Annotated in this window: 20 protein-coding genes; 9 read left to right on the forward strand and 11 right to left on the reverse strand. The window is 64.3% G+C overall.

Going from position 1 to position 22,577, the window contains the following annotated elements:
• The first annotated feature begins 59 nt into the window (after window positions 1-59).
• Entirely contained in the window at window positions 60-662 is a 603-nt protein-coding gene (locus E8F20_RS20375) for a nitroreductase family protein (protein ID WP_280285350.1), read from the forward strand.
• 102 nt (window positions 663-764) lie between these two features.
• Here E8F20_RS20375 and E8F20_RS20380 read toward each other — a convergent pair whose 3' ends face one another.
• Window positions 765-1,664 carry a LysR family transcriptional regulator gene (locus tag E8F20_RS20380; RefSeq protein WP_280285438.1) on the reverse strand — a complete coding sequence of 300 codons (900 nt, stop codon included), beginning with the start codon at window positions 1,662-1,664 and terminating at the stop codon, window positions 765-767.
• Window positions 1,665-1,769: 105 nt separating this feature from the next.
• On the opposite strand from E8F20_RS20380, the gene E8F20_RS20385 reads away from it, so the two are divergent.
• The 5 genes from E8F20_RS20385 (at window position 1,770) to sstT (ending at window position 8,150) form a co-directional block, all read left to right on the forward strand.
• A complete protein-coding gene (locus tag E8F20_RS20385) occupies window positions 1,770-3,008 on the forward strand; it encodes a 3-hydroxyacyl-CoA dehydrogenase (protein WP_280285351.1) in 1,239 nt (412 codons plus the stop codon).
• A 2-nt stretch (window positions 3,009-3,010) separates the two neighbouring features.
• On the forward strand, window positions 3,011-4,801 hold the full coding sequence (locus E8F20_RS20390; RefSeq protein ID WP_280285352.1) for an acyl-CoA dehydrogenase C-terminal domain-containing protein: 1,791 nt from the start codon (window positions 3,011-3,013) through the stop codon (window positions 4,799-4,801).
• Between the two features lie 59 nt (window positions 4,802-4,860).
• On the forward strand, window positions 4,861-6,024 hold the full coding sequence (locus E8F20_RS20395) for an iron-containing alcohol dehydrogenase (protein WP_280285353.1): 1,164 nt from the start codon (window positions 4,861-4,863) through the stop codon (window positions 6,022-6,024).
• Window positions 6,025-6,117: 93 nt separating this feature from the next.
• Window positions 6,118-6,555, forward strand: coding sequence for a thioesterase family protein (locus E8F20_RS20400; protein ID WP_280285354.1), 438 nt, complete (start codon window positions 6,118-6,120; stop codon window positions 6,553-6,555).
• A gap of 350 nt (window positions 6,556-6,905) precedes the next feature.
• Window positions 6,906-8,150, forward strand: coding sequence for a serine/threonine transporter SstT (sstT, locus tag E8F20_RS20405; RefSeq protein ID WP_280285355.1), 1,245 nt, complete (start codon window positions 6,906-6,908; stop codon window positions 8,148-8,150).
• Window positions 8,151-8,209: 59 nt separating this feature from the next.
• Here the strand turns inward: sstT and E8F20_RS20410 are convergent, their stop codons facing one another.
• The 5 genes from E8F20_RS20410 to E8F20_RS20430 form a co-directional block, all read right to left on the reverse strand.
• On the reverse strand, window positions 8,210-8,608 hold the full coding sequence (locus E8F20_RS20410) for a glycine zipper domain-containing protein (protein ID WP_028626779.1): 399 nt from the start codon (window positions 8,606-8,608) through the stop codon (window positions 8,210-8,212).
• A 172-nt stretch (window positions 8,609-8,780) separates the two neighbouring features.
• Entirely contained in the window at window positions 8,781-9,263 is a 483-nt protein-coding gene (locus E8F20_RS20415; RefSeq protein ID WP_280285356.1) for a hypothetical protein, read from the reverse strand.
• Between the two features lie 451 nt (window positions 9,264-9,714).
• Window positions 9,715-12,036 (reverse strand): FdhF/YdeP family oxidoreductase, encoded by a 2,322-nt coding sequence (locus E8F20_RS20420; RefSeq protein WP_280285357.1) that lies wholly within the window; start codon window positions 12,034-12,036, stop codon window positions 9,715-9,717.
• Window positions 12,033-12,878, reverse strand: coding sequence for a formate dehydrogenase accessory sulfurtransferase FdhD (gene fdhD, locus E8F20_RS20425; RefSeq protein ID WP_280285358.1), 846 nt, complete (start codon window positions 12,876-12,878; stop codon window positions 12,033-12,035). Before fdhD ends, E8F20_RS20420 begins: the two co-directional genes overlap by 4 nt.
• A 96-nt stretch (window positions 12,879-12,974) precedes the next feature.
• Window positions 12,975-13,871 carry a LysR family transcriptional regulator gene (locus E8F20_RS20430; RefSeq protein ID WP_028626775.1) on the reverse strand — a complete coding sequence of 299 codons (897 nt, stop codon included), beginning with the start codon at window positions 13,869-13,871 and terminating at the stop codon, window positions 12,975-12,977.
• A 130-nt stretch (window positions 13,872-14,001) separates the two neighbouring features.
• Between E8F20_RS20430 and lysM the strand changes: the two genes are divergently transcribed.
• Entirely contained in the window at window positions 14,002-14,442 is a 441-nt protein-coding gene (gene lysM / locus E8F20_RS20435) for a peptidoglycan-binding protein LysM (RefSeq protein ID WP_280285359.1), read from the forward strand.
• 158 nt (window positions 14,443-14,600) lie between these two features.
• Here the strand turns inward: lysM and yrfG are convergent, their stop codons facing one another.
• Window positions 14,601-15,290 (reverse strand): GMP/IMP nucleotidase, encoded by a 690-nt coding sequence (gene yrfG, locus E8F20_RS20440; RefSeq protein ID WP_280285360.1) that lies wholly within the window; start codon window positions 15,288-15,290, stop codon window positions 14,601-14,603.
• Between the two features lie 129 nt (window positions 15,291-15,419).
• On the opposite strand from yrfG, the gene nudE reads away from it, so the two are divergent.
• Complete coding sequence (gene nudE / locus E8F20_RS20445; protein ID WP_280285361.1) at window positions 15,420-15,986, forward strand: ADP compounds hydrolase NudE; 567 nt, start codon at window positions 15,420-15,422, stop codon at window positions 15,984-15,986.
• Entirely contained in the window at window positions 15,983-16,804 is an 822-nt protein-coding gene (gene cysQ, locus E8F20_RS20450) for a 3'(2'),5'-bisphosphate nucleotidase CysQ (protein WP_280285362.1), read from the forward strand. The genes nudE and cysQ overlap by 4 nt, the downstream gene beginning before the upstream one ends.
• 144 nt (window positions 16,805-16,948) lie before the next feature.
• Here the strand turns inward: cysQ and E8F20_RS20455 are convergent, their stop codons facing one another.
• The 4 genes from E8F20_RS20455 to arcA all read right to left on the reverse strand — a co-directional run bounded on the left by E8F20_RS20455 (window position 16,949) and on the right by arcA (window position 22,576).
• Window positions 16,949-18,856 (reverse strand): beta-ketoacyl synthase, encoded by a 1,908-nt coding sequence (locus E8F20_RS20455; RefSeq protein WP_280285363.1) that lies wholly within the window; start codon window positions 18,854-18,856, stop codon window positions 16,949-16,951.
• Between the two features lie 350 nt (window positions 18,857-19,206).
• A complete protein-coding gene (arcC, locus tag E8F20_RS20460) occupies window positions 19,207-20,139 on the reverse strand; it encodes a carbamate kinase (protein WP_280285364.1) in 933 nt (310 codons plus the stop codon).
• Window positions 20,140-20,211: 72 nt separating this feature from the next.
• Window positions 20,212-21,222, reverse strand: coding sequence for an ornithine carbamoyltransferase (locus E8F20_RS20465; RefSeq protein ID WP_280285365.1), 1,011 nt, complete (start codon window positions 21,220-21,222; stop codon window positions 20,212-20,214).
• Between the two features lie 103 nt (window positions 21,223-21,325).
• Window positions 21,326-22,576 carry an arginine deiminase gene (arcA, locus tag E8F20_RS20470; RefSeq protein WP_280285366.1) on the reverse strand — a complete coding sequence of 417 codons (1,251 nt, stop codon included), beginning with the start codon at window positions 22,574-22,576 and terminating at the stop codon, window positions 21,326-21,328.
• Between the last annotated feature and the right edge of the window lies 1 nt (window position 22,577).

Raw genomic sequence — 22,577 nt, forward strand, 5'->3', positions numbered from 1 at the left:
GGGCGTCTCGGCTGCTTAGGATGGCGCACTTTCAATTTCGCCACTCTCAGGAGCACGCCATGCATATCGATGAAGCCATCCGCAGCCGCCGCGCCATCAAGGGCTACGACACCAACCACAGCATCAGCCGTGAAGAGAAGGACGAGCTGCTGCAGCTGGCCCTGCTCGCGCCTACCGCCTTCAACCTGCAGCACGTGCGCCTGGTGGAAGTCAGCGATCCGGCGCTGCGCCAGCGCATTCGCGACGTGGCCTGGAACCAGGCGCAGGTGACCGAGGCCTCGATGCTGGTGATCGTCTGTGCGCGCCTCGATGCCTGGGAAAAGGACGCCGCCCGCGTCTGGGCCGAAGCCCCGCTGCCGGTGCAGGACTTCATGGCCGGCGCCATCGACAACTACTACCGCGACAAGCCCCGCGTGCAACGTGATGAAGTGATGCGCAGCTGTGGCCTGGTCGCCCAGACTCTGATGCTCGCCGCTCGTGGCAAGGGGCTGGATACCTGCCCCATGGACGGCTTCGACTTTGACGCCGTAGCCGACCTGATCCGCTTGCCGGAAAACCACGCCATCGGCCTGATGGTGGCCGTGGGCAAGCAGACCGCCCCCGCCCATCCGCGCATCGGCAAGCTGGCCTTCGACGAGGCGGTGATCCGCAACCAGTTCTGATGCCGTGATGCTGCACGCTCCGTAGGATGGGTAGAGCCTGCGAAACCCATCGTCCAGTGGTGATGGGTTTCGCTTCGCTCGCGGAACGCCGCCCGCCCCATCCTACAATCGCCCAATGGCCATCAAGCGTTCCATCAGCCATTGCAGCGCTTCGTCCTCTTCGCGCTGGGCCACGCTCACCAGGTCGAGATGGAAGGGGCCGAGGGCGAAGGGCAGGGGCTGCACCTGCAAGGGCAGCAGGCTGGCGAAGTGCTGGGCCAGCCGTGCCGGCAGCACCACGGTGAGGTCGGTACCGGCCACGATATGCGCCGCCTGCAGGTAGTTTGGCGTGGTGTAGACGATGTCCCGCGCCAGGCCTTGTTCCCCAAGCCACTGATCGACCATGCCTTTGGTCTGGCCACCGTGTACCCAGAGATGACGTAGCCTGAGGAAGCTGGACAGGTCGGGCGCTTCCTGCAATTGCGGGTGGTCGTGGCGGGCCACCAGGCGCAGCGTCTCGCTCATCCAGCGGCGGCTGGCGAAGCGTGACGGAATGCTTTCGAAGCGGCCCAGCACCAGGTCCAGTTCACCCTGGTCCAGCGCCGCAGCGGGCAGGCTGGGGGATAGGTGGCGGATGGCGATCTTCACCCCCGGCGCTTCTTCGGCCAGTTGTTGCAGCAAGCGTGGCATGCAGATCAGCTCCACGTAGTCGGTCAGCGCAATGGTGAAGCGCTGGCGACTGCGCGCCGGGTCGAAGCCTTCGCCGACCACCAGGCTCTGTTCGATCTGTTTGAGCGCGGCGCGAATGGGCGTTTCCAGGGCCAGCGCCCGCGGCGTGGGCTGCATTGCCCGGCCCACGCGTACCAGAAGCGGGTCGCCGAGCAGTTCGCGCAGGCGGTTGAGTGCATTGCTCACCGCCGGCTGGCTGAGGGACAGGCGCTCCGCCGCGCGGGAGACGTTGCGCTCGCGCAGCAGGGCGTCCAGCACCCGCAGGAGGTTGAGGTCGAAGTTGGAGATATTCACCGAGGGAATGCCACGTATCACAAGACTAAATTTCAAAAATAGTACCGGCTTCCTTAAGGTGATTGGCGATTTTGTCTCCCCATCAGAACAACAAGAGGGCCAGCCATGACCCAGAGCGTATTCAACATCCAGCGGGCCGCCGTGATCGGCGCCGGCACCATGGGCCGCGGTATCGTCATGAGCCTGGCCAGCGCCGGCCTTGTGGTCCGCTGGCTGGACAACAACCCGCAGATGCTCGAGCAAGTCCTGGGGGCGGTTGCCGATACCTACGCCCACAACGTGCGCCAGGGGCGTATCAGCGAGGCCCAGGCTGCCGAGCGCGTGGCGCGCATCCAGGCGGTGGGCAGCTACGACGACCTGGCGGAGGTCGACCTGGTGATCGAGGCGGTGTTTGAAAACCTCGAACTCAAGCAAGCCATCTTCCGTGAACTGGATGCCCGCTTGAAGCCGGACGCCATCCTCGCCAGCAACACCTCGGCCCTGGACATCGACGCCATTGCCGCCATCACCCAGCGCCCGGAGCAGGTCCTCGGCCTGCACTTCTTCAGCCCGGCGCACATCATGAAGCTGCTGGAAATCGTCCGCGGCGCGCGCACCGCGCCAGCCGTTCTCGCCGCCGCCCTGGAACTGGGTCAGCGCATGGGCAAGGTCAGTGTGGTGGCGGGGAACTGCAAGGGTTTCATCGGCAACCGCATGCTTCACACCTATGTGCGCGAGGCGCGGATGCTGCTGCTGGAGGGCGCTTTCCCGCACCAGGTGGATAGCGCCCTGCAAGGCTTCGGTTTCGCCATGGGTCCGTTCCGCATGTACGACGTGGTGGGCATTGACCTGGAGTGGCGCGCCCGCGAATTGGCCGGCAAAGGCCAGGACGACCCGGCGGTGCAGGTGGACAACCGCCTCTGCGGCCTCGGTCGCCTCGGCCAGAAGGCTCGCATGGGCTACTACCGCTACGCCGAAGGCAGCCGTCAGGCCGAACACGACCCTGAGGTTGATGCGCTGGTACTGCAGGTTTCCGAGCAACTCGGCTTCCGCCGTCGCGATATCAGCCCGGAGGAAATCCTCGAGCGTTGCCTGCTGGCCCTGGTCAACGAAGGGGCAAAGATTCTCGAAGAGGGCGTCGCCACTTCCAGCGCCGATATCGACACCGTTTACCTCAATGGCTACGGCTTCCCGGCAGACAAGGGCGGGCCCATGGCCTGGGCCGACAGCCAGGGTCTGCCTGCTATTCGCGGGCGCCTGGATGCCCTTGCCGAGCGCTTCGGCACCCACTGGCAACCGGCGGATTTGATTCTTCGGCTGGCTGAATCCGGCGGCCGTTTTTCCGATTTCCAACAGGAGGCCTGAACATGGCTTACAAGGCACCCCTGCGCGACATGCGCTTCGTGCTTCACGAACTCTTTGACGTTTCCAGCCACTGCGAGCTGCTGGCCAACGGTCTGGACCGCGAGCTGATCGACGGCGTGCTGGAAGAAGGCGCGCGCTTTGCCGGCGAAGTGGTTTCGCCGCTCAACCGTAACAGCGACGAGGAAGGCGTGACTCTGGTGCAGGGCGCGGTGACCACGCCCCATGGCTTCCGCGAAGCCTATCGGCAGTACTGCGACAACGGCTGGGCGAGCATGACCGGGCCGCAGGAGTTCGGTGGCCAGGGTTTCCCGCAGATGGTCGCTTGCAACTTCCACGAGATGCTGATGGGCGCCAGCCTGTCTTTCCGCGTCTACTCCGGTCTGACCGAAGGCGCCGTGGTGGCGCTGCACAAGCACGGCAGCGACGCACTCAAGCAGGCCTACCTGGAAAAACTGGTGAGCGGTCAGTGGGCCGGCACCATGTGCCTGACCGAGCCCCAGGCCGGCACCGACCTGGCCCTGCTGCGCACCCGTGCCGAGCCTCAGGCCGATGGCAGCTACAAGGTCAGCGGCAGCAAGATCTTCATCAGCGGCGGTGAGCAGGACCTTTCCGAGAACATCGTCCACCTGGTGCTGGCGCGCCTGCCGGATGCCCCTGCCGGGGTGAAGGGCATCAGCCTGCTGCTGGTACCCAAGTTCATCGCCAACCCCGACGGCACGCCGGGGACGAAGAACGCCCTGGGTTGCGGCGCCATCGAGCACAAGATGGGCATCAAGGGCGCGGCCACCTGCGTCATGAACTTCGACGGCGCCACCGGCTGGCTGATCGGCGAAGCCAACCAGGGCCTGGCCTGCATGTTCACCATGATGAACGACGCGCGCTTCCAGGTCGGCCTGCAGGGGCTCGGCATTGGCGAACAGGCCTTCCAGGGAGCCCTGGCCTATGCCCGTGAACGCCTGCAGTCGCGCGCCCTCAGCGGCCCGGCGGCTCCGGACAAGCCCGCTGACCCGATCATCCACCACCCCGACGTGCGGCGCATGCTGCTGACCCAGAAGACCCTGGTGGAAGGCAGCCGCATGCTGTCCGCCTATTGCGCACGCCAACTGGACCTGGAACACGGGCACCCGGATGTCGCCCAGCGCAAGGCGGCCGGTCGACGTGCGGCACTGCTGATACCCATCGTCAAAGCCTTCCTCACCGACATGGGGCAGGAGGTGGCCAGCCTGGGTGTGCAGATTTACGGGGGGCATGGCTTCATCCGCGAGTGGGGCATGGAACAGCTGATGCGCGACAGCCGCATTACGCAAATCTACGAAGGCACCAACGGCATCCAGGCGCTCGACCTGATCCGCCGCAAGCTGATGGGTGATGGCGGTGCGGAACTGACCGCATTGCAGGATGAGTTCGCCGCCCTGGCCGATGTCCAGGCCAGCCGTGGGGAACTGGCCGAGCTGGCCGGCGCGGTGCTGGCACGCCTGCAGGAATGGCGTGCCCTGACCGTCACCTTGCTGGATCGGGTACGGGAGGCCCCGGAGGAAATCGGTGCCGCCTCGGTGGACTTCCTCCAATACTCGGCCTATGTGCTATTGGCAGGGTTCTGGTTGCAGGCTGCGGCCCGTGCCCAGGACGCATTGGACGCGGGCACGTCGGACGTGGATTTCTACCAGGCCAAACTGCACAGCGCGCGCTTCTACATGCGCCGCGTGCTACCGCGTGCCAGCGGTCACCGTGAAGCCCTGTTGGGTGGCGCGGATTGCCTGATGGCGTTGCCCGAGGCGCATTTCGCGTTCTGAGCCTGTCACTCTGCGCGCCGCGCCATCGCGGCGCACACACAACAAAGGAGGACGCCAAGATGCAGCCCTTCAGTTTTGCCACTACCGCGCAGATTCTCTGCGAATCCGGTTCGGCCGTGCGCCTGGCCGAGCTTTGTCGTGAGCGCGGCGCCCAGCGTGTGCTGCTGGTCAGCGACCCGGGGATTACGCATTTCGGCCTGCTCGATGAGGTTCTTCCCGGCTTCGCCGCCGCCGGCCTGACCGTTGCCGTCTATGATCGAGTCCAGGCCGATCCGCCGGAAGCCATTGTGCTGGAGGCGGTGGCTCTGGCGCGGACCCTCAATGCGGAGCTGGTGGTGGGCTTCGGCGGTGGCAGCTCCATGGATGTGGCCAAGCTGGTGGCCCTGCTGGCGCACCCGGATTGCCGCCAGGGGCTGGCGGATGTCTATGGCGTGGGTAACGCGCGGGGTCGGCGCCTGCCGTTGCTGCAGGTGCCGACCACTGCTGGAACCGGCTCCGAGGTAACTCCCATTGCCATCGTCACTACCGGCGAGACCACCAAGATGGGCGTGGTGTCGCCGCTGCTGTTGCCGGACTTGGCATTGTTGGACGCGGACCTGACGCTTGGCCTGCCGGCGGCGGTGACTGCGGCCACCGGTATCGATGCGATGGTCCATGCCATTGAGGCCTACACCAGCAAATTGAAGAAGAACCCGCTGTCCGACTTGCTGGCCCGCGAGGCCCTGCGCCTGCTGGCCGGTAATCTGGACACGGTGGTACACAACGGTCGCAACCGCGAGGCTCGCCAGGCCATGCTGCTGGGTGCCTGCCTCGCCGGCCAGGCATTCGCCAACGCCCCGGTGGCCGCTGTGCATGCCCTGGCGTATCCCCTGGGCGGGCACTTCCATATTCCCCACGGGCTGTCCAACGCGCTGGTGCTGCCCCATGTGCTGGGTTTCAACGCCGAGGTGGCCGCGCCCCTCTATGCGGAGCTGGCACCGCTGGTGCTCGGGGGCAAGCTCAAACCCGGTAGCGACGCCCAACTCACCGAGCAGCTGATCCTCGAACTGGCCGATTTCAGCGCTCGCAGTGGCCTGCCCACACGCTTGCGAGAAGCCGGCGTGCCGCAGGACATGCTGTGCACGCTGGCCAGCGACGCCATGTTGCAACAGCGGCTGCTGGTGAATAATCCGCGCGAGGTCAGTGAGGCCCAGGCCCTGGCCATTTACCAGGCGGCCTACTGAGCCTCCTGTAGGAGCCAGCTTGCTGGCGAATGCATCCGTTCGCGAGCAAGCTCGTTCCTACAGGAATCGATCCAACCGAACCCAGGGAACCCCATGAGCCAACCCCAGCACCTGCGTGGCGACTACCGCCACTTCCAGCCCATCACCACGCGCTGGCACGACAACGACCTCTACGGCCATGTGAACAACGTGGTGTATTACGGCTACTTCGACAGCGCGGTGAACACCTATCTGATCGAGCAGGGCGGCCTGGATATCCATGACGGCAACGTGGTGGGCTTCGTGGTCAGTTCCTCTTGCGACTACTTCGCCTCCATCGCCTTCCCCGACCGCATCGAAGTCGGGCTAAGGGTGGGCAAGCTCGGCAACAGCTCGGTGCAATATGAACTGGCGATCTTCAAGCAGGACGAAGACGAAGCCTGTGCGGCCGGGCGATTCGTGCATGTGTTCGTCGACCGCGCGAGCAATCGACCGGTGCCGATCCCCGAGCGACTGCGCGCGGCGCTGGCGGAGCTGGTGGTGGAGGGCTGATCCCGGTCACCACGGGGAAGAGCAACTGCCCTCGAGAGATTCAGGGGCAGACCTGCGGTCTGCATGGCGAATGAATTCACCCTTACAGCCAACTTTCACCCAGTCGACCCGAAACGGCTGAAATAGCGACATCCAGCGGCCCGACCGTCTGTCCGCTCTACCCATCCGCAGTGCGAATCCGCACAATGCGCGCCAAACTCGAAACGACCCGTCCGGCTGCGAGGTGATTCACCACGCGGCGCGGCGCTTTCTTTTTCGCTGATCTGCGGCAGTGAAGGCGAGGTGTCATCGGGGTTCAATGTCCACTCTGGGCCAGCCAGTGCACGGCCCGACGTTCAGCGGTACCTGCCATGACTCACGCAAACGGCTCCATCCTGCAACGCTTGAAACGCACCAGCCTGGTGACCCGGATCCTCATCGGTCTGATCGCCGGCATCGCCCTCGCCCTGACTTCGCCCGAGTACGCCAGCGCCGTTGGCCTGCTCGGCACGCTCTTCGTCACCGCGCTGAAAGCGGTTGCACCGATCCTGGTGTTCATCCTGGTGACAGCGGCCATCGCCAACCACAAACCGGGTGAGCGCACCCAGATCCGCCCGATTCTCGTCCTCTACCTGATCGGCACTTTCTCCGCTGCCGTGGTGGCGGTAATGGCCAGCAGCCTGTTCCCGTCCACCTTGACGCTGACCACAGCAGCCACCGACGTGGCGCCGCCGGCAGGTATCTCCGAGGTGCTGTTGAGTCTGCTGTCCAGCGCTGTGGCCAACCCGGTCAAGGCCCTGATGGAGGCCAACTTCATCGGCATCCTGGTTTGGGCCGTGGGCCTGGGCATTGCCATTCGCCAGGGCAGCGAAACCACCCGCAACGTGTTCAGCGACTTGTCTCACGGTGTGTCGTTGATCGTCCGTGTCGTGATCAGCTTCGCGCCGCTGGGTATCTTCGGTCTGGTGGCTTCGACCCTGGCGGAGAACGGTGTTGGCGTGCTGGCCGACTATGCCCACCTGCTGGCGGTGCTGCTGGGCTGCATGCTGTTCGTGGCCTTCGTGGTGAACCCGCTGATCGTGCTCTGGAAGATTCGCCGCAACCCCTACCCGCTGGTGCTGACCTGCCTGCGTGAAAGCGGCATCACCGCCTTCTTCACCCGCAGTTCGGCAGCCAACATTCCGGTCAACCTGCAGTTGTGCGAAAAACTGGGCCTGCACGAGGACACCTACTCGGTATCCATCCCGCTGGGCGCCACGATCAACATGGCCGGTGCGGCCATCACCATTACCGTGCTGACCCTGGCAGCAGTGACCACGCTCGGTATCCAGGTGGACATCCCCACCGCCATCCTGCTCAGCGTTGTGGCTTCCATCTGCGCCTGCGGCGCTTCCGGCGTGGCCGGCGGCTCGCTGCTGCTGATTCCGCTGGCGTGCAGCCTGTTCGGCATCCCCAGCGAAGTGGCGATGCAGGTGGTGGCTGTGGGCTTCATCATCGGCATCCTCCAGGACGCCGCCGAAACCGCACTGAACTCCTCCACTGACGTGCTCTTCACCGCGGCTGCCTGCATGGCCAGCGGTGATGTGGACGAGGCGCGCGCCGAGCAGATCGGTTGATACCCGCCTGAAACGAAAAAGCCCGGCACTCGTGCCGGGCTTTTTCATGGGCGCATCGATCAGTGGCGATGCTTGCGGTGCTTGCGGTGACCGTCGTGATCGTCCTTGGTCAGTTCGGTGGCGATGGCACCACCTGCCGCGCCGCCGAGGCCCGCGCCGATAGCGGAGCCGGTGGAGCCGCCCAGTGCGCGACCGGCTACCGAGCCGCCCGCTGCGCCCAGGCCCCCGCCGATGGCGGCTTCGGTCTTCTTGCCGCTCTTGGCGGTCATGGCGCTACCGGCAGCACCACCCAGGCCGGCGCCAATTGCCGCGCCGGTGCTGCCGCCGACAGCATTGCCGACAACGTTGCCCAGTGCGCCGCCGAGGCCGCCGCCGATGGCGTTGTTGGTGGTCTCGCCGGCTACAACGACCTGGGTTGCCAGTAGGCTGAGGGCGAGGGCGGTTACTGCTTTGCGCATCGTGCTGTTTCTCCGTTTCGAAAGGGGGTGTTGATGGTCCCGCGGCAACGCGGAGTGCCCCATGACACAGGTCAGATTATGTATTTGGAAGGGGACCGGTCGTCGCTCGACCAGACCTCAGGTGTGGAAAAAAGCCCGCTGGAAGCGGGCTTTTTTTGTTGGCGTGTGTTGATCAATCATCCCAGCCGCGGTGCTTGTGCTTGCGATGGCCCCAGGCGTGACCACGACCAGGGTGATCGCGGTAGGAGCGACGGTAATGGCGATGATCATCATCGTAGTCGTCATCGTCGTAGCGGTTCCTGTCGCCGTATTCATTGCCCAGGGCGCCGCCAGCGCCGCCACCCAGGGCTGCGCCGATCAGGCCGCCGGTGGTTCCGCCCATCTGCCGGCCGACGACTTGACCGCCGGCGGCGCCGAGGCCACCGCCGATGGCGGCTTCAGTACGGTTGCGGCGCGGGGCAGCGACTGCACCACCCGCCGCGCCACCTACGCCAGCGCCGATGGCTGCGCCGGTGCTGCCGCCCACGGCATTGCCGACCACGGAACCCAGGACCCCGCCCAGCGCACCACCAATACCGGCATCGGTATTGCCGCCTGCGAAGACGCTGCCGCTGGCCAGGCCAAGAGACAGGAGAAGGATCGAGGTGTACTTCATGGTGAGGATCGCCTCAGTGGTTTTGGTGAGGCGATATTTGCTGTGGGAATTAACTTACGCAAGTGTCGGACGACGAAAAGCACTAACTTTTCTTATTTTTTTAATTGCTTGATTTACTGGTAGAACTTTTTCCGAGTCGGGCTGTCTGAGACCTATTCCCGCCCGCGTCATTCCTGCTTTTTACGCCACTTGCAATGCTGGCAAAGTGCCAAATCAGATAAAGTTCCTTCGGAGCTTTATATAGGCATTAATTCCCTATTTCAAATTGTTTCTGCCGGAAACAAGTTAGAGAAACAAACTTCCCTTACTGCAGTTAAAGACGGGCTTGCGCCCCACTGTTGCGTGTCGGCAGGGTAGCGTGCGCGTGGACACTTCGAGTGGATACCTTGGTGAGCATCGTGCGCCGGCCAGTGGCTCCGGACCCGGCAGGTGCCGGTCCGGAGCCGCATCCTCAAAGGATGCGGTCGTTGTCGCGGGAGGCTTCGAGGCGGATGGCCACGAACTTGGAGGTGGGGGTGTAGCTGCCCTCGCCGTAGCTTTCCAGCGGCACTAGCGGGTTGGTTTCCGGGTAGTAGGCGGCGGCCTGCCCGGTTGGAATGTCGAAGGCCAACAGGCTGAAGCCGGATACCCGGCGCTCCACGCCGTCGTCCCACAAGGTCACCATGTCCACCTTCTGTCCTGGCTCGAAGCCCAGGCGACGGATGTCTGCCTCGTTGGCGAAGACCACTTCGCGTTGGCCACGTACGCCGCGGTAGCGGTCGTCCAGACCGTAGATGGTGGTGTTGTACTGGTCGTGCGAGCGCAGGGTCTGGAGGATCAGGTGCGGCTTCTCGCCGGTGTTGCGTACCTTTTCGTGGAGCAGGTCAGCCGGCAATGGCGCGGCCATGAAATTGGCGCGACCGCTCTGCGTGCTCCATTGTCGCGCATTGGCGGTGTTACCCAGGTAGAAGCCGCCTGGGTGCTGCACGCGGCGGTTGAAGTCCTCGAAGCCGGGAATCGTGTCGGTGATCAGCTCGCGGATGCGGTCGTAGTGGGCCACCAGGGCGTCCCAGTCCACCGGGTGGTTGCCCAGGGTGGCCTTGGCGATTCCTGCGATGATGGCCGGTTCCGAGCGCATCTCGCGGGAGGAAGGCTCCAGTTGACCGTAGGACGCATGGATCATGCTGAAGGAATCTTCCACCGTCACCGCTTGTGGGCCTTCCGCTTGCCGATCGATATCGGTGCGGCCGAGACAGGGAAGGATCAGCGCTTCCTGGCCGACAGTCAGGTGGCTGCGGTTGAGCTTGGTGCTGATCTGCACCGTCAAATCGCAACTCTGCAGCGCGGCATGGGTGCGCGGGCTGTCCGGTGTGGCCTGGGCGAAGTTGCCGCCCAGGCCGATGAACACCTTCGCGTGGCCATCGAGCATGGCGTTGATCGCTTCCACCGTGTTGTGGCCATTGTCCCGCGGGACCCGGAAGCCGAAGCGTTTCTCCAGCGCATCGAGCAGCGCTGCCGGCGGCCGGTCGTTGATGCCCATGGTGCGGTCGCCCTGCACGTTGCTGTGGCCGCGCACCGGGCAGAGGCCGGCGCCGGGGCGGCCGACATTGCCGCGCAGCAGTTGCAGGTTGACGATTTCCTGGATGGTCGCCACCGAGTGGCGATGCTGGGTGATACCCATGGCCCAGCAGATGATCACGCTGCCGGCGTTGCGGTAGATGCGCGCGGCAATCTCGATCTCAGCCAGGGTCAGGCCGGATTGTTGTTCGATCTGCGTCCAGGGCGTGGCGTCGAGTTCGCTCAGGTAGGCGTCGACGCCGTCGGTGTGCTCGGTGATGAACGCGTGGTCAAACACCGGCGCCTCGCCGTTCGCCTGGGCCTCGCGTTCCCATTGCAGCAGGAACTTGGCGATACCGCGGATGGCGGCCATGTCGCCACCCAGTGCCGGACGGAAGAAAGCGGTGTTCAGCGGCCGTGAGCCGTTGCTGAGCATTTCCAGGGCGTGCTGCGGGTGCTGGAAACGCTCCAGGCCGCGCTCCTTGAGCGGGTTGAAGCAGACCACCTGGGCACCGCGCTTCACCGCTTCGCGCAGCGGTTCGAGCATGCGCGGGTGATTGGTGCCCGGGTTCTGGCCAAGCACGAAGATGGCGTCGGCATGTTCGAAGTCGTGGAAGGTCACGCTGCCCTTGCCCACGCCAACGCTCTGGCCCAGGGCTACGCCGCTGGCCTCGTGGCACATGTTCGAGCAGTCGGGGAAGTTGTTGGTGCCGAAGGCGCGGACGAACAGCTGGTAGAGGTAGGCTGCCTCGTTGCTGGCGCGACCGGAGGTATAGAACTCGGCCTGGTGCGGGCTTTCCAGGTTGCGCAGGTGCCGGGCGACGAGGGCGAAGGCGTGTTCCCAGCTGACCGGGACATAGTGGTCGGTCTGGCGGTCGTAGCGCATGGGTTGGGTCAGGCGGCCCTGGTACTCGAGCCAGTAGTCGCTCTGCTCGCGCAATTGGCTGACGCTGTAGCGCGCAAAGAAGGCGGCATCCACCCGGCGCTTGGTGGCTTCCCAGTTGACCGCCTTGGCACCGTTCTCACAGAACTTGATGCGACCGTCCTTGGGGGAGTCGCCCCAGGCGCAGCCGGGGCAGTCGAAGCCGCCGCTCTGGTTGGTCTTGAGCAAGGCGCGCAGGTTCTTGAACGGCTGTTTGCTGTCCAGCCAGAAGCGGGTGACGCTCTTCAGCGCACCCCAGCCGGCCGCGGCGCCCTTGTAGGGTTTGTAGCGAGGTTGTACGGGTTGCAGGCTCATTCTTTCGGGGCGTTCGCTTCTGGCGCCGGGCTGTAGACCCGTGGGGCGCTATGGTGGGGCAGGTGGATGAGGTTGAGGTGGTGCCGGCGTGCCCATTCCACGGTCAGGCTGGTGGGCGCGGAGAGGCTGACCAGGGTGGACAGGCCTGCGCGCACCGCCTTGTGGATAAGTTCCAGGCTGCAGCGGCTGGTGACCACGGCGAAACCCGCGCGTGGGTCCAGGCCTTGGCGTAGCAAGGCGCCGATGAGTTTGTCGAGGGCGTTGTGGCGGCCGATGTCTTCACGGCACAGGCGCAGTTCCCCGCTGGCATCGACGAACAGCGCGGCGTGCAGGGCGCCACTGCGCCGGGCCAACTCCTGCGCCTCGTTGATGCGCTGGCGCAGGTCGCGGAAGTGTTCGGCTGGCGGCAGGGGGGCCGGGTCCAGCGAGCGTAGCTCAGGCAGCGCCTGTTCCAGCGCTTCCACGCCGCAGAGGCCACAGCCGGTGGTGCCGGCCAGGTTTCGGCGCTGTTCCTTGAGCGACCAGAAGGCGCGATTGCCAATGTCCACTTCGGCGTGCAGGGCGATACCTTCGCCTTCGATCTGGATGTCATAGATGTCGTCGATGGATTGCACCACCGCGCTGCTCAGGCTGAAGCCCGCGACGAAGTCTTCCAAGGCACTCGGGGAAACCATCATGACGGCGTAGCTGATGCCGTTGTAGGAAATTGCCAGGGCGCATTCTTCCGCCAGGTCGGCGTCCTCAATGCGTGCGGCGGCGTCCAGTTCGGCATATTGGTAACCGGTGGGTGCGGGTGGGTTATCCACAGCGGAGAGATAGCGCTTGGCGTCTGGGTTTGGCATCGATTTGCCCCCTGCGACGGATTGACTCAGCCATCCTAGGCCCCTCTGGCAAGGGCGTCTAATCGCTATTCCCGATTCAGTGATCGAGCGCGCTTATCAAGAGGCGGAATCGAGCCCCAGCAAGGTCCGCGCTTCGGAGAAGCAGGCATCCGCCAGAGCCGAGCGGGGGGCGCCCCGGCGCAGGATCAGGCCCAGCGGTGCGAGGGTGCGGGCGTCTTCGATGGGGGTCAGCGCCAGGTGCTCAGTGAAGTCGTCGAGGCCGCTGTCCAGCGGCATGATGGCGCAGCACAGGCCGGCACTGACGGCTTGCAGCAGCTGGTGGACGGCGTCGGTCTCCAGTCTGGGCTGAGGCGAGAGGCCACGGCTGCGAAAGCCATGGTCGATGGACTGGCGAAAGTGCATGCCGCCGAAGAGCAGCCCCAGGGGCAGGTCCACCAGGCTTTCCCAGGGCAGTGCGGGGATGTCGAAACTGAAGTGGCGGCGGTCGTGCAGCAAGCCCATGCGGGTCTGGGCCAGTTCCAGGCTTTCGAAGTGCTCGCGGTCCAGGCGGTCGAGGTAAGAAAGGCCCAGGTCCAGCTGGTTGCGTGCCAGGCCTTCGAGAATCTGTTCGGAGCTCAGGGAGAACAGTTGGAAGCGCAGGCTCGGGTGCGGGCCGGAGAAGGCTTGTACCAGGCGCATGGGGTCGAAGCCGGCCAGTGGCACCATGCCCAGGCGCAGGGTGCCGACGAGTTGGCCGCGGCAGGCTGCCGCCTCGGCGTAGAGACCATCGTGGGCCGCCAGCAAAGTGCGCGCCCAGGCCAGTACACGCAGGCCGGCGTCGGTGAATCCCTCGAAGCGCTGGCTACGGACGACCAGTTCCAGACCCAGTTCTTCTTCGAGGCTGCGCAGGCGCATCGACAGTGTTGGTTGGGTGACGTGGCAGCGCGCGGCGGCCTGGCCGAAGTGACGGGTCTCTTCCAGGGCGATGAGGAACTTCAGTTGCTTGATGTCCATGCCGGCTCCTTGATCAGGGCATGGATTCTAGCCTGTCGTCGCCCGTGGGGAGGTTGAAGTGGAGCGGCCGTCTAGACTTGCACTTCCCAGGCGCCGGGCGCGCCGTCCCTATGGAACGAGAGGATCTGTCATGGGCATCTTCGACTTTGTCAAAGAAGCGGGTGTGAAGCTGTGGGAAACCCTGGTAGGGCAGGAGGCGCAGGCCGCCGAGACGTTGAAGGAGCACGTGGCCAAGGTGGGGCTGGGCAATCCGGCCATCGAGCTGACGGTGGAGGGTGACAAGGTGATCGCCCGTGGTGAAGTGGCGACCCAGGAAGAGAAGGAGAAAATCCTCCTGGCCCTCGGCAACGTCGAAGGTGTGGCCCAGGTCGAGGATCAGATCAGCGTCAGTGCACCCGCCGTGGCGCCGGCCCGCTTCGTCACGGTGAAGAAGGGCGACACCCTGAGCGCGATTGCCAAGGCCGAGTATGGCAACGCCAATGCCTACATGAAGATATTCGAAGCCAACAAGCCGATGCTTTCGCATCCGGACAAGATCTATCCGGGGCAGGTACTGCGCATCCCCGAATGACGATCTGCTGCGCGTCGGAATAACGGCGTTGAGAATGGCCTCGGAAAGCCGCTAGCGGCTAACGCGCTTCAGCGCGGCCCGGAGGGCGAACGAAGTGAGTACTGCTCATTTACAGCTCGTAAACTCCGCGCCCTCGGCCATTCTCGCTTTGTTCTTCTCTAGCTCGCGCGATCGTCAGCCGCATGGTTGAGGCTGTCCACCAGGCTCTGGTAGCTGTCCACCGCGGCGAATTCCTCGGTGTCCTTCGGGCCCTTGCGACTGTCCGGCTCGCGTACCGCCAGCAGTTGGGCGATGCCGTACTGTCGCGCACTGCGCAGGACCGGCAGGCTGTCGTCGATGAACAGACTGCGCGCCGCATCGAAGCCGAAGTCTTGTTGCAGGGCGTGCCAGAACTGCTGGTCTTCCTTGGGATAGCCGTAATCGTGGGAGCAGATCAGGCGGTCGAACCAGGGGGCGAGCTGGACTCGCTCCATCTTCAGCGACAGGGAGTCGCGGTGGGCGTTGGTGATCAGTGCCACGCGCTTGCCTGAGCGTCGCAAGGCCGCGAGGAAGAGGTCGGCATCCGGGCGCAGGGCGATCAGGTGCGCCACCTCGCGCTTGAGTTCGCGGATCGACAGGCGCAGCTCGCGACTCCAGAAGTCCGTGCAGTACCAGTTCAGTTGCCCGGCGTTGTCGCGAAACAGCGGCAGCAGCTCGGCGTCGGCCAGCTCGCGGCTGATGCCGTGGTGCTCGGCATAGCGTTGCGGCAGGTACTCCATCCAGAAGTGGTTATCGAAGTGCAGGTCGAGCAGGGTACCGTCCATGTCGAGCAGGACGGTGTCGATGTCGTTCCAGGGCAGTGATGGCATGGGTGCTGTCGGTCGTTCCGGTGGGCTGTCGCCGTTACGTCGCTGGCCGTCGCTGGTACGCAATCTCCAGCGGGGACATTGGGCAAAGGCGGGGTATGATAACCCGCCGGTCATGCCAAGGAGTTCGTTATGCGTCAGAAGCCCACGGTGCTTGCTCGCGAGATAGTCGCCAGCAGCCGCCTGTTCCGTGTCGAGGAGCTGCAATTGCGCTTCGCCAATGGCGTCGAACGCACATACGAACGCCTGGTCGGCAAAGGCGCCGGCTACGGCGCCGTGATGGTGGTGGCCATGGCCGATGCCGAACACGTGCTGTTGGTGGAGGAGTACTGCGCCGGCACCGACGACTACCAGCTGTCCCTGCCCAAGGGCTTGATCGAGCCGGGCGAGGACGTGCTCGCCGCCGCCAATCGTGAACTCAAGGAAGAGGCCGGGTTTGGCGCACGTCGCTTGGAGCACCTTACCGAACTGTCCCTCTCGCCTGGCTACATGAGCCAGAAGATCCAGGTGGTCCTGGCTCGTGATCTCTTCGAAGAGAGCCTGCCGGGTGACGAGCCCGAACCGCTGCGAGTCGACCGCATCAGCCTGCGCGAACTGTCCAGCCTCGCCCAGCACCAACAATTCAGCGAAGGTCGCGCCCTGGCCGCGCTCTACCTGACCCGAGACATCCTGACCCAACGTGGGGAGTACCAACCTTGAACCATCCCTTGCTTCCCGCCGTGATCGAACTGGTGCGCCAGGCGGGTGACGCCATCCTGCCTTTCTGGCGCGGCGAACTGGCCGTTACCGAAAAAGACGACGCTTCTCCTGTTACCGCTGCTGATCTCGCGGCTCACAAAGTGCTGGATGCCGGCCTCGCGGCACTGGACCCGAGTATTCCGGTGCTTTCCGAAGAGGCAGCGAACATCCCCCTGGCCGAGCGTGCCAGCTGGCAGCGTTGGTGGCTGGTGGACCCACTGGATGGCACCAAGGAATTCATCGCTGGCAGTGAAGAGTTCACCGTCAACGTGGCGCTGATCGAAGGCGGCCGGGTGGTGTTCGGTGTGGTCGGCATGCCGGTCACCGGACGCTGCTACTACGGCGGTGCTGGCCTTGGTGCCTGGAGTCAGGATGAGGAGTTCGAAGCCGACGAAATCGCTGTACGCATCGCGCCGGACGAAGCGTTCACCGTGGTCGCCAGCAAGCGTCATTCGAGCCCGGCCCAGGAGCGTCTGTTGGCGTGGCTGTGTGAGCGCTTCGGTGATCTGCAACTGGCCAGTATCGGCAGCTCGCTGAAGTTCTGCCTGCTGGCCGAAGGCTCAGCGGACTGCTACCCGCGCCTGGCCCCCACTTCCCAGTGGGATACGGCCGCCGCTCAGGGCGTGCTAGAAGGCGCTGGCGGTGAGGTGCTGGATCTTTCCGGCAAGCCGCTTACCTATGAAGCCCGCGAGGGTTTCCTCAATCCGTCCTTCCTGGCGTTGCCGGCAGCCGCCGAATGGCGGGCGGAGCTGATTCAGCTGGCGCGTGCGCTGGACTGAAAACACCGGAAACGAGCAAGGGCCCCGAGGGGCCCTTTTTCATGGCTGCCGCTTCATACAAGATTCGTAGGATGGCGTAGAGCGAAGCGATACCCATCACCGCAATCGACGGATTTCGCAGGCTCGCGGCGCCAAGTAGCGGCTTCAGTCGAGCATGTCGGCGAAGCGCTCGTCCTTCCGGTAGCGCAGCGTCTGGGCGAAGCCGGGCACCTGGATGCCCTCAGGGCTCAGTTCGATTTGCTGCTCGTCGATCAGGTCGTTGCCGAAGTTGTAGATGATGTCGAACTCGCCCAGGCGAGCGCGGCGGTCGTATTCCTCGGCGTTGGCGCGGGTCTGTTCGCGTTTGGCTACGTAGGTGGCAAAGGCGGTCTCGCCATAGCGTTTCTTCAGCATCTTCTCGGCCAGGCGCGGGGAGATGACCACACCGGTGGCGTTGTTTCCGCCGAAGCCCTTGGAGTTGATGAAGCAGACGTCCAGCTGACGATCGCCCAGGACACGGTCACGGGTTTCGATGGACAGATGCTGGCGGTGCACGTCGTCGGCCACCCGGTCGATGGTCTTGATGCCTGGGAGGATGCCGTACTTGAACGTGCCCAGGGCGGCGATCACCTGGTCGCCGCTGGCGGTCGCCAGGGAGTGCCCGACGTAGGCCTTCACGGCGGCGACCGGCCATTCATCGATGCCAAAGGCGCCGGCAACGCGGTCCAGCAGCTCGGATTCGGTCACGCGGTTGGCCGGGGTGCTGGAGCCGTGGGCGTGGACGAAGCTCCGTTCGCGCACACCGTCCGGGCCAATCAGCTGGGCGGCGGCGGCCACGGCCTTGGCCAGGGTCAGGTAGTTGCCCGGGCCGGGGGCGGAGATGGATTTCTTGAAGCCGTCGGCGTTGATGAAGACATCGGTCACAGCGCCGTGGATATCGGCACCCAGTTCCAGCGCCAGTTCGTCATCCATCAGCACCACGTACTGGCTGGACTCGGCCAGGGTGAAGCCGCAGTTCTCGCCGAACGGGCGGCTGGCACGGCGGAAGTCCACGTCTTCGCGGCCACCCACCTGGCGCAGGCCCTCTTCGGTGGCCAGAGCGCCCATGGCGCCGTAACCGTCGATGCATTCCTGGTTGATCGGTGCCTCGGCGTTGCCCACCAGGACCACGCGGGAGCGGCCGGAGGTGATGAGCTCGATGCCCTTCTGCAGGTTGTAGAGGAAGGTGGCGCAGGCGCCCGTGACGCTGCCAGTGGTACCGACGCTGCCCAGCACGTAAGCATTGATGAAGTCGGCGGGCATGGTGTTCAGGCCCAGTGGCAGCTGCTTGGCGCTGACGCGGCTGCCCTTGAGGCGCGATTGCATCAGGCCGCCGAAGCCGTTCTCGTCCAGCTGGCTCATGATGCTGCCGGAGAACACGGCGATCTCGTCCGGTTGCACGCGGTCGACGATGCTCTTCCACGCCAGGCCAATGGAGCGGATGGCATCGGTAGCGGCAACGACCGACATCTGCAGCCCGCGTGGGTGGAAGCGCGAGTTGTACAGCTCGCCCGGCTCGAAACCGGTGGGCAGTTGGCCGGCGGACTTCACTGGCAGTTCGCGGTAGCTGTCCACCTTGAAGTCGCAGGTGCCCTGGAGGGTCACCTGGACTTCACCGTTATCCAGGGCTTCCACGTTCCAATTGGCGGGCAGCGGTTCAGGCAGTTGCTTGCGCGATGTGGTGAAGCTGAGGGCCTGGTTGTCACCGACCTGGGCCGTGAGGCTCTTGTGCCAGTGGGCGGCGTCCACGTCCAGGTGCTGCTTGCCGATGCGGCGTACCAGGGTGGAGTCGAGGATCTCGGCGGTGTAGCGGGTCTCGATCTCGGCCAGGCTCAGGGCCTTGCCGTCGGCATCCAGGTACTGGCCGTCGGTCACGGAAACCAGCTTCATCATCACGGCGAGGCCAGCCAGGGTCTCCTGACGGGCCTGAGCGTCCAGCGTCTCGATCACGATGCGACGGAAACCGTGGTGAAACGAGCTTCGTCCGGCCGCGTTGTAGCCGCCAAAACCCACAATCACTGGAAGTCGGGACATCTCTCGGAAACTCCTCAAAAAGACCATCTCATGCCGGCCGGCAGGCTTAGCCGCGGGGCGCCGCGCTCAGGTGGCGGCAGTTTGCGGCATCAAGCATCACGGGCCAGGTGGCATGAGCCAGGTGGCAGCTCGAATGAATGGGATGTCTACCTGACGCGGGGTGTGACTATCAAGTCACGCCGATGGTCATTCGGCAGGAGATTGGGAGCGATGCGGAGGGGAGGGAAGCAACCTTGTGGGGGCGATTTCAATCGCTGAGCAGACCGCAGGTCTGCCCATGGGATTTCAAGGGCAGCTGCGCTGCCCTTTGCGAATGAATTCGCCCCCACAGGGGGGGTAACGCTTGTGGATCAGCGGTATTCGATTCCCGCCTTCTTGGTGGAAACGCGTGTACCGGATTTGCCTTCGGTGATGGCCACGATGTTTTCCAGGGAGCCGATCACCGCGTCCTTGCCAGTGTTGCGAGCGAATTCCATCGCCGCCTGGACCTTCGGCCCCATGGAGCCAGCGGCGAAGCCCAAGCGTTCCAGCTCGTCCGGGTGGGCCTGGGCGATGGCTTTCTGGGTCGGCTTGCCCCAGTCGATATAGGCGGCATCGACGTCGGTGGCGATGATCAGGACGTCGGCGTCCAGTTCCTCGGCCAGCAGGGAGGAACAGAGGTCTTTATCGATCACCGCTTCGACGCCGGAGAGCTTCTTGCCGGATTCGTCGTACATGGTCGGAATGCCGCCGCCACCGGCGCAGATGACGATGGTGCCTTTCTCCAGCAGCCACTTGACCGGGCGAATCTCGAAGATGCGCTTGGGACGCGGGCTGGCGACCACGCGGCGGAACTTGTCGCCATCGGGCGCAATGCTCCAGCCCTTCTCCTTGGCCAGGGCCTCGGCCTCTTCCTTGGAGTAGACCGGGCCGATCGGCTTGGTCGGGTTCTGGAAGGCCGGGTCTTTGGCGTCGACTTCGACCTGGGTGAGGAGGGTGGCGAATGGCACTTCGAATGGCAGCAGGTTGCCCATTTCCTGTTCGATCATGTAGCCGATCATGCCTTCGGTCTCGGCGCCGAGAACGTCCAGCGGGTAGGGCGTGACCTTGTCATAGGACGCGCCCTGCAGGGCCAGCAGGCCGACTTGGGGGCCGTTGCCGTGGGCGATCACCAATTCGTTGCCGGGCGCGACCTTGGCGATCTGCTCGGCGGCAATCTTCACGTTGGCGCGCTGGTTGTCGGCAGTCATGGGCTCGCCACGACGCAGCAGGGCGTTACCGCCCAATGCGACGACGATACGCATAGTGATTTCCTCCTGAGGGTGAAAATGCGTCCCGGACCGGCGAGCGCGTCGCGGTCCGGGGCGTATCGGGACTTACATGTCGGCGAGGGTCGAAACGAGGATCGCCTTGATGGTGTGCATGCGGTTTTCCGCCTGCTCGAAGGCGATGTTGTACGGGGACTCGAAGACGTCTTCGGTGACTTCAATGCCGTTCTTCAGGTTCGGGTACTTGGCAGCGATTTCCTTGCCAACCTTGGTTTCGCTGTTATGGAACGCCGGCAGACAGTGCATGAACTTCACGCGCGGATTGCCGGCCGCTTTCATCATGTCCATGTTGACCTGGTAGGGCAGCAGTTCCTGGATGCGCTCGCCCCAGGCTTCCACCGGCTCGCCCATGGAGACCCAGACGTCGGTATGGATGAAGTCCACGCCCTTGACCGCTTCTTTCGGGTCTTCGGTGATGGTGAGGCGGGCGCCGCTTTCTTCAGCGAATTTCTTGCAGGCCGCGACGTGCTCGTCGGTCGGCCACAGTTCTTTCGGCGCGGCGATGCGTACATCCATGCCGAGCTTGGCGCCGATCAGCAGCAGGGAGTTGCCCATGTTGTTGCGGGCGTCGCCCAGGTACGCATAGGAGATTTCGTGCAAGGGCTTGTCGCTGTGCTCGCGCATGGTCAGTACGTCGGCCAGCATCTGGGTCGGGTGGTATTCATCGGTCAGGCCGTTGAACACCGGCACGCCGGCGTACTTGGCGAGCTCTTCGACGATTTCCTGCTTGAAGCCCCGGTACTCGATGGCGTCGTACATGCGGCCAAGCACGCGGGCGGTGTCCTTCATGCTCTCTTTGTGGCCGATTTGCGAAGAGTTCGGGTCGATGTAGGTGACGTTGGCGCCTTGGTCATAGGCGGCCACTTCAAAGGCGCAGCGGGTACGGGTGGAGGTCTTCTCGAAGATCAGCGCGATGTTGTTGCCTTTGAGGTGCTGTTGCTCGGTACCGGTGTACTTGGCGCGTTTCAGGTCGCGGGACAGGTCCAGCAGGTAACGCAGCTCGCGAGTGCTGTGGTGCATCAGGCTGAGCAGGTTACGGTTGTGCATGTTGAAAGCCATGGTTCTTTCTCCTTGTGGGCAGCTTGAAACCTGGCCCCGTCAGAACAGCTCGTGGCTGGCGGGGCGGGCGACTCCGGGTTGAGAGCCGCCTTGGAATATCAACTCAGTAGTCGATCGGGTCGCGCAGGATCGGGCAGGTCATGCAGTGACCGCCGCCACGGCCGCGGCCGAGTTCGCTGGCGCTGATGGTGACCACCTCGACACCGGCCTTGCGTAGCAGGGTGTTGGTGTAGGTGTTGCGGTCGTAGCCGACCACCACGCCGGGTTCCAGGCAGACCACGTTGTTGCCGTCGTCCCACTGCTCGCGCTCGGCTTCGAAGGCATCGCCGCCGGTCTGCACCACGCGCAGCTTCTTGAGGTTGAGGGATTCGGCCACCACGGAAATGAAGTCCTTGTCCTCGCGGCGGATATCGATGCCGTAGGGACGGCTTTCATCCGGGCGCAGGATGAAGGGCACGATTTCCTTGACCACTTCCGGGAAGACGGTGACCAGGTCGCGGTCGCAGAAGGTGAAAACGGTGTCCAGGTGCATGGCGGCGCGGGATTTGGGCAGGCCGGCGACGACGACTTTCTGCGCGGCGCCTTTGGCGAACAGCGATTGAGCCAACTGGCCGATGGCCTGGCGCGAGGTCCGCTCGCCCATCCCGACCAGCACTACGCCGTTGCCGATGGGCATTACGTCGCCGCCTTCCAGGGTGGACATCCCATGGTCCTTGTCAGGATCGCCATACCAGACTTCGAACTCGGCCTCGGTGAAGGTCGGGTGGAACTTGTAGATGGCCGTGGTCAGCAGGGTCTCCTGGCGACGGGCCGGCCAGTACATCGGGTTGAGGGTCACGCCGCCGTAGATCCAGCAGGTGGTGTCGCGGGTGAACTGGGTGTTGGGCAACGGCGGCAGGATGAAGCTGGAATGGCCCAGGTAGTCGCGGTACATCTTGATGGCGCTGACGCCTTCGCTTTCCGGCAGATCAGAGCCGGCGACGCCGCCGATGAGGAATTCGGCGATCTTGCGTGGCTCCAGACCTTCGATCCAGGAGCGCACTTCATTGACCAGGCCGACGCCGACCTGGTCGTTGGTGAGCTTGCGATCGAGGATCCACTTCAGGGCTTCCTTGTTCTGCACGATGTCGGTGAGCAGATTGTGCATTTCCAGGACGTCGATGCCGCGCTCACGCATCTTGGTGACGAAGTCGAAGTGGTCGCGCTTGGCCTGGTTCACCCAGATCACGTCATCGAACAGCAGCTCGTCGCAGTTGTTGGGGGTCAGGCGCATATGTGCGAGCCCCGGCGAGCAGACCATTACCTTATGCAGTTTGCCGGCTTCCGAATGAACGCCGAGTTTGACTTTGGACATG

Source organism: Pseudomonas sp. BN415 (assembly GCF_029871195.1).
Taxonomy (GTDB): Bacteria; Pseudomonadota; Gammaproteobacteria; order Pseudomonadales; family Pseudomonadaceae; genus Metapseudomonas; species Metapseudomonas resinovorans.

What these genes read in the sequence shown, in the direction of transcription:
- E8F20_RS20375 (WP_280285350.1), top strand. Translation starts at nt 60, where the DNA reads ATGCATATCGATGAAGCCATCCGCAGCCGCCGCGCCATCAAGGGCTAC.
- E8F20_RS20385 (WP_280285351.1), top strand. Translation starts at nt 1,770, where the DNA reads ATGACCCAGAGCGTATTCAACATCCAGCGGGCCGCCGTGATCGGCGCC.
- E8F20_RS20390 (WP_280285352.1), top strand. Translation starts at nt 3,011, where the DNA reads ATGGCTTACAAGGCACCCCTGCGCGACATGCGCTTCGTGCTTCACGAA.
- E8F20_RS20395 (WP_280285353.1), top strand. Translation starts at nt 4,861, where the DNA reads ATGCAGCCCTTCAGTTTTGCCACTACCGCGCAGATTCTCTGCGAATCC.
- E8F20_RS20400 (WP_280285354.1), top strand. Translation starts at nt 6,118, where the DNA reads ATGAGCCAACCCCAGCACCTGCGTGGCGACTACCGCCACTTCCAGCCC.
- sstT (WP_280285355.1), top strand. Translation starts at nt 6,906, where the DNA reads ATGACTCACGCAAACGGCTCCATCCTGCAACGCTTGAAACGCACCAGC.
- E8F20_RS20410 (WP_028626779.1), bottom strand. Translation starts at nt 8,608, where the DNA reads ATGCGCAAAGCAGTAACCGCCCTCGCCCTCAGCCTACTGGCAACCCAG.
- E8F20_RS20415 (WP_280285356.1), bottom strand. Translation starts at nt 9,263, where the DNA reads ATGAAGTACACCTCGATCCTTCTCCTGTCTCTTGGCCTGGCCAGCGGC.
- E8F20_RS20420 (WP_280285357.1), bottom strand. Translation starts at nt 12,036, where the DNA reads ATGAGCCTGCAACCCGTACAACCTCGCTACAAACCCTACAAGGGCGCC.
- fdhD (WP_280285358.1), bottom strand. Translation starts at nt 12,878, where the DNA reads ATGCCAAACCCAGACGCCAAGCGCTATCTCTCCGCTGTGGATAACCCA.
- E8F20_RS20430 (WP_028626775.1), bottom strand. Translation starts at nt 13,871, where the DNA reads ATGGACATCAAGCAACTGAAGTTCCTCATCGCCCTGGAAGAGACCCGT.
- lysM (WP_280285359.1), top strand. Translation starts at nt 14,002, where the DNA reads ATGGGCATCTTCGACTTTGTCAAAGAAGCGGGTGTGAAGCTGTGGGAA.
- yrfG (WP_280285360.1), bottom strand. Translation starts at nt 15,290, where the DNA reads ATGCCATCACTGCCCTGGAACGACATCGACACCGTCCTGCTCGACATG.
- nudE (WP_280285361.1), top strand. Translation starts at nt 15,420, where the DNA reads ATGCGTCAGAAGCCCACGGTGCTTGCTCGCGAGATAGTCGCCAGCAGC.
- E8F20_RS20455 (WP_280285363.1), bottom strand. Translation starts at nt 18,856, where the DNA reads ATGTCCCGACTTCCAGTGATTGTGGGTTTTGGCGGCTACAACGCGGCC.
- arcC (WP_280285364.1), bottom strand. Translation starts at nt 20,139, where the DNA reads ATGCGTATCGTCGTCGCATTGGGCGGTAACGCCCTGCTGCGTCGTGGC.
- E8F20_RS20465 (WP_280285365.1), bottom strand. Translation starts at nt 21,222, where the DNA reads ATGGCTTTCAACATGCACAACCGTAACCTGCTCAGCCTGATGCACCAC.
- arcA (WP_280285366.1), bottom strand. Translation starts at nt 22,576, where the DNA reads ATGTCCAAAGTCAAACTCGGCGTTCATTCGGAAGCCGGCAAACTGCAT.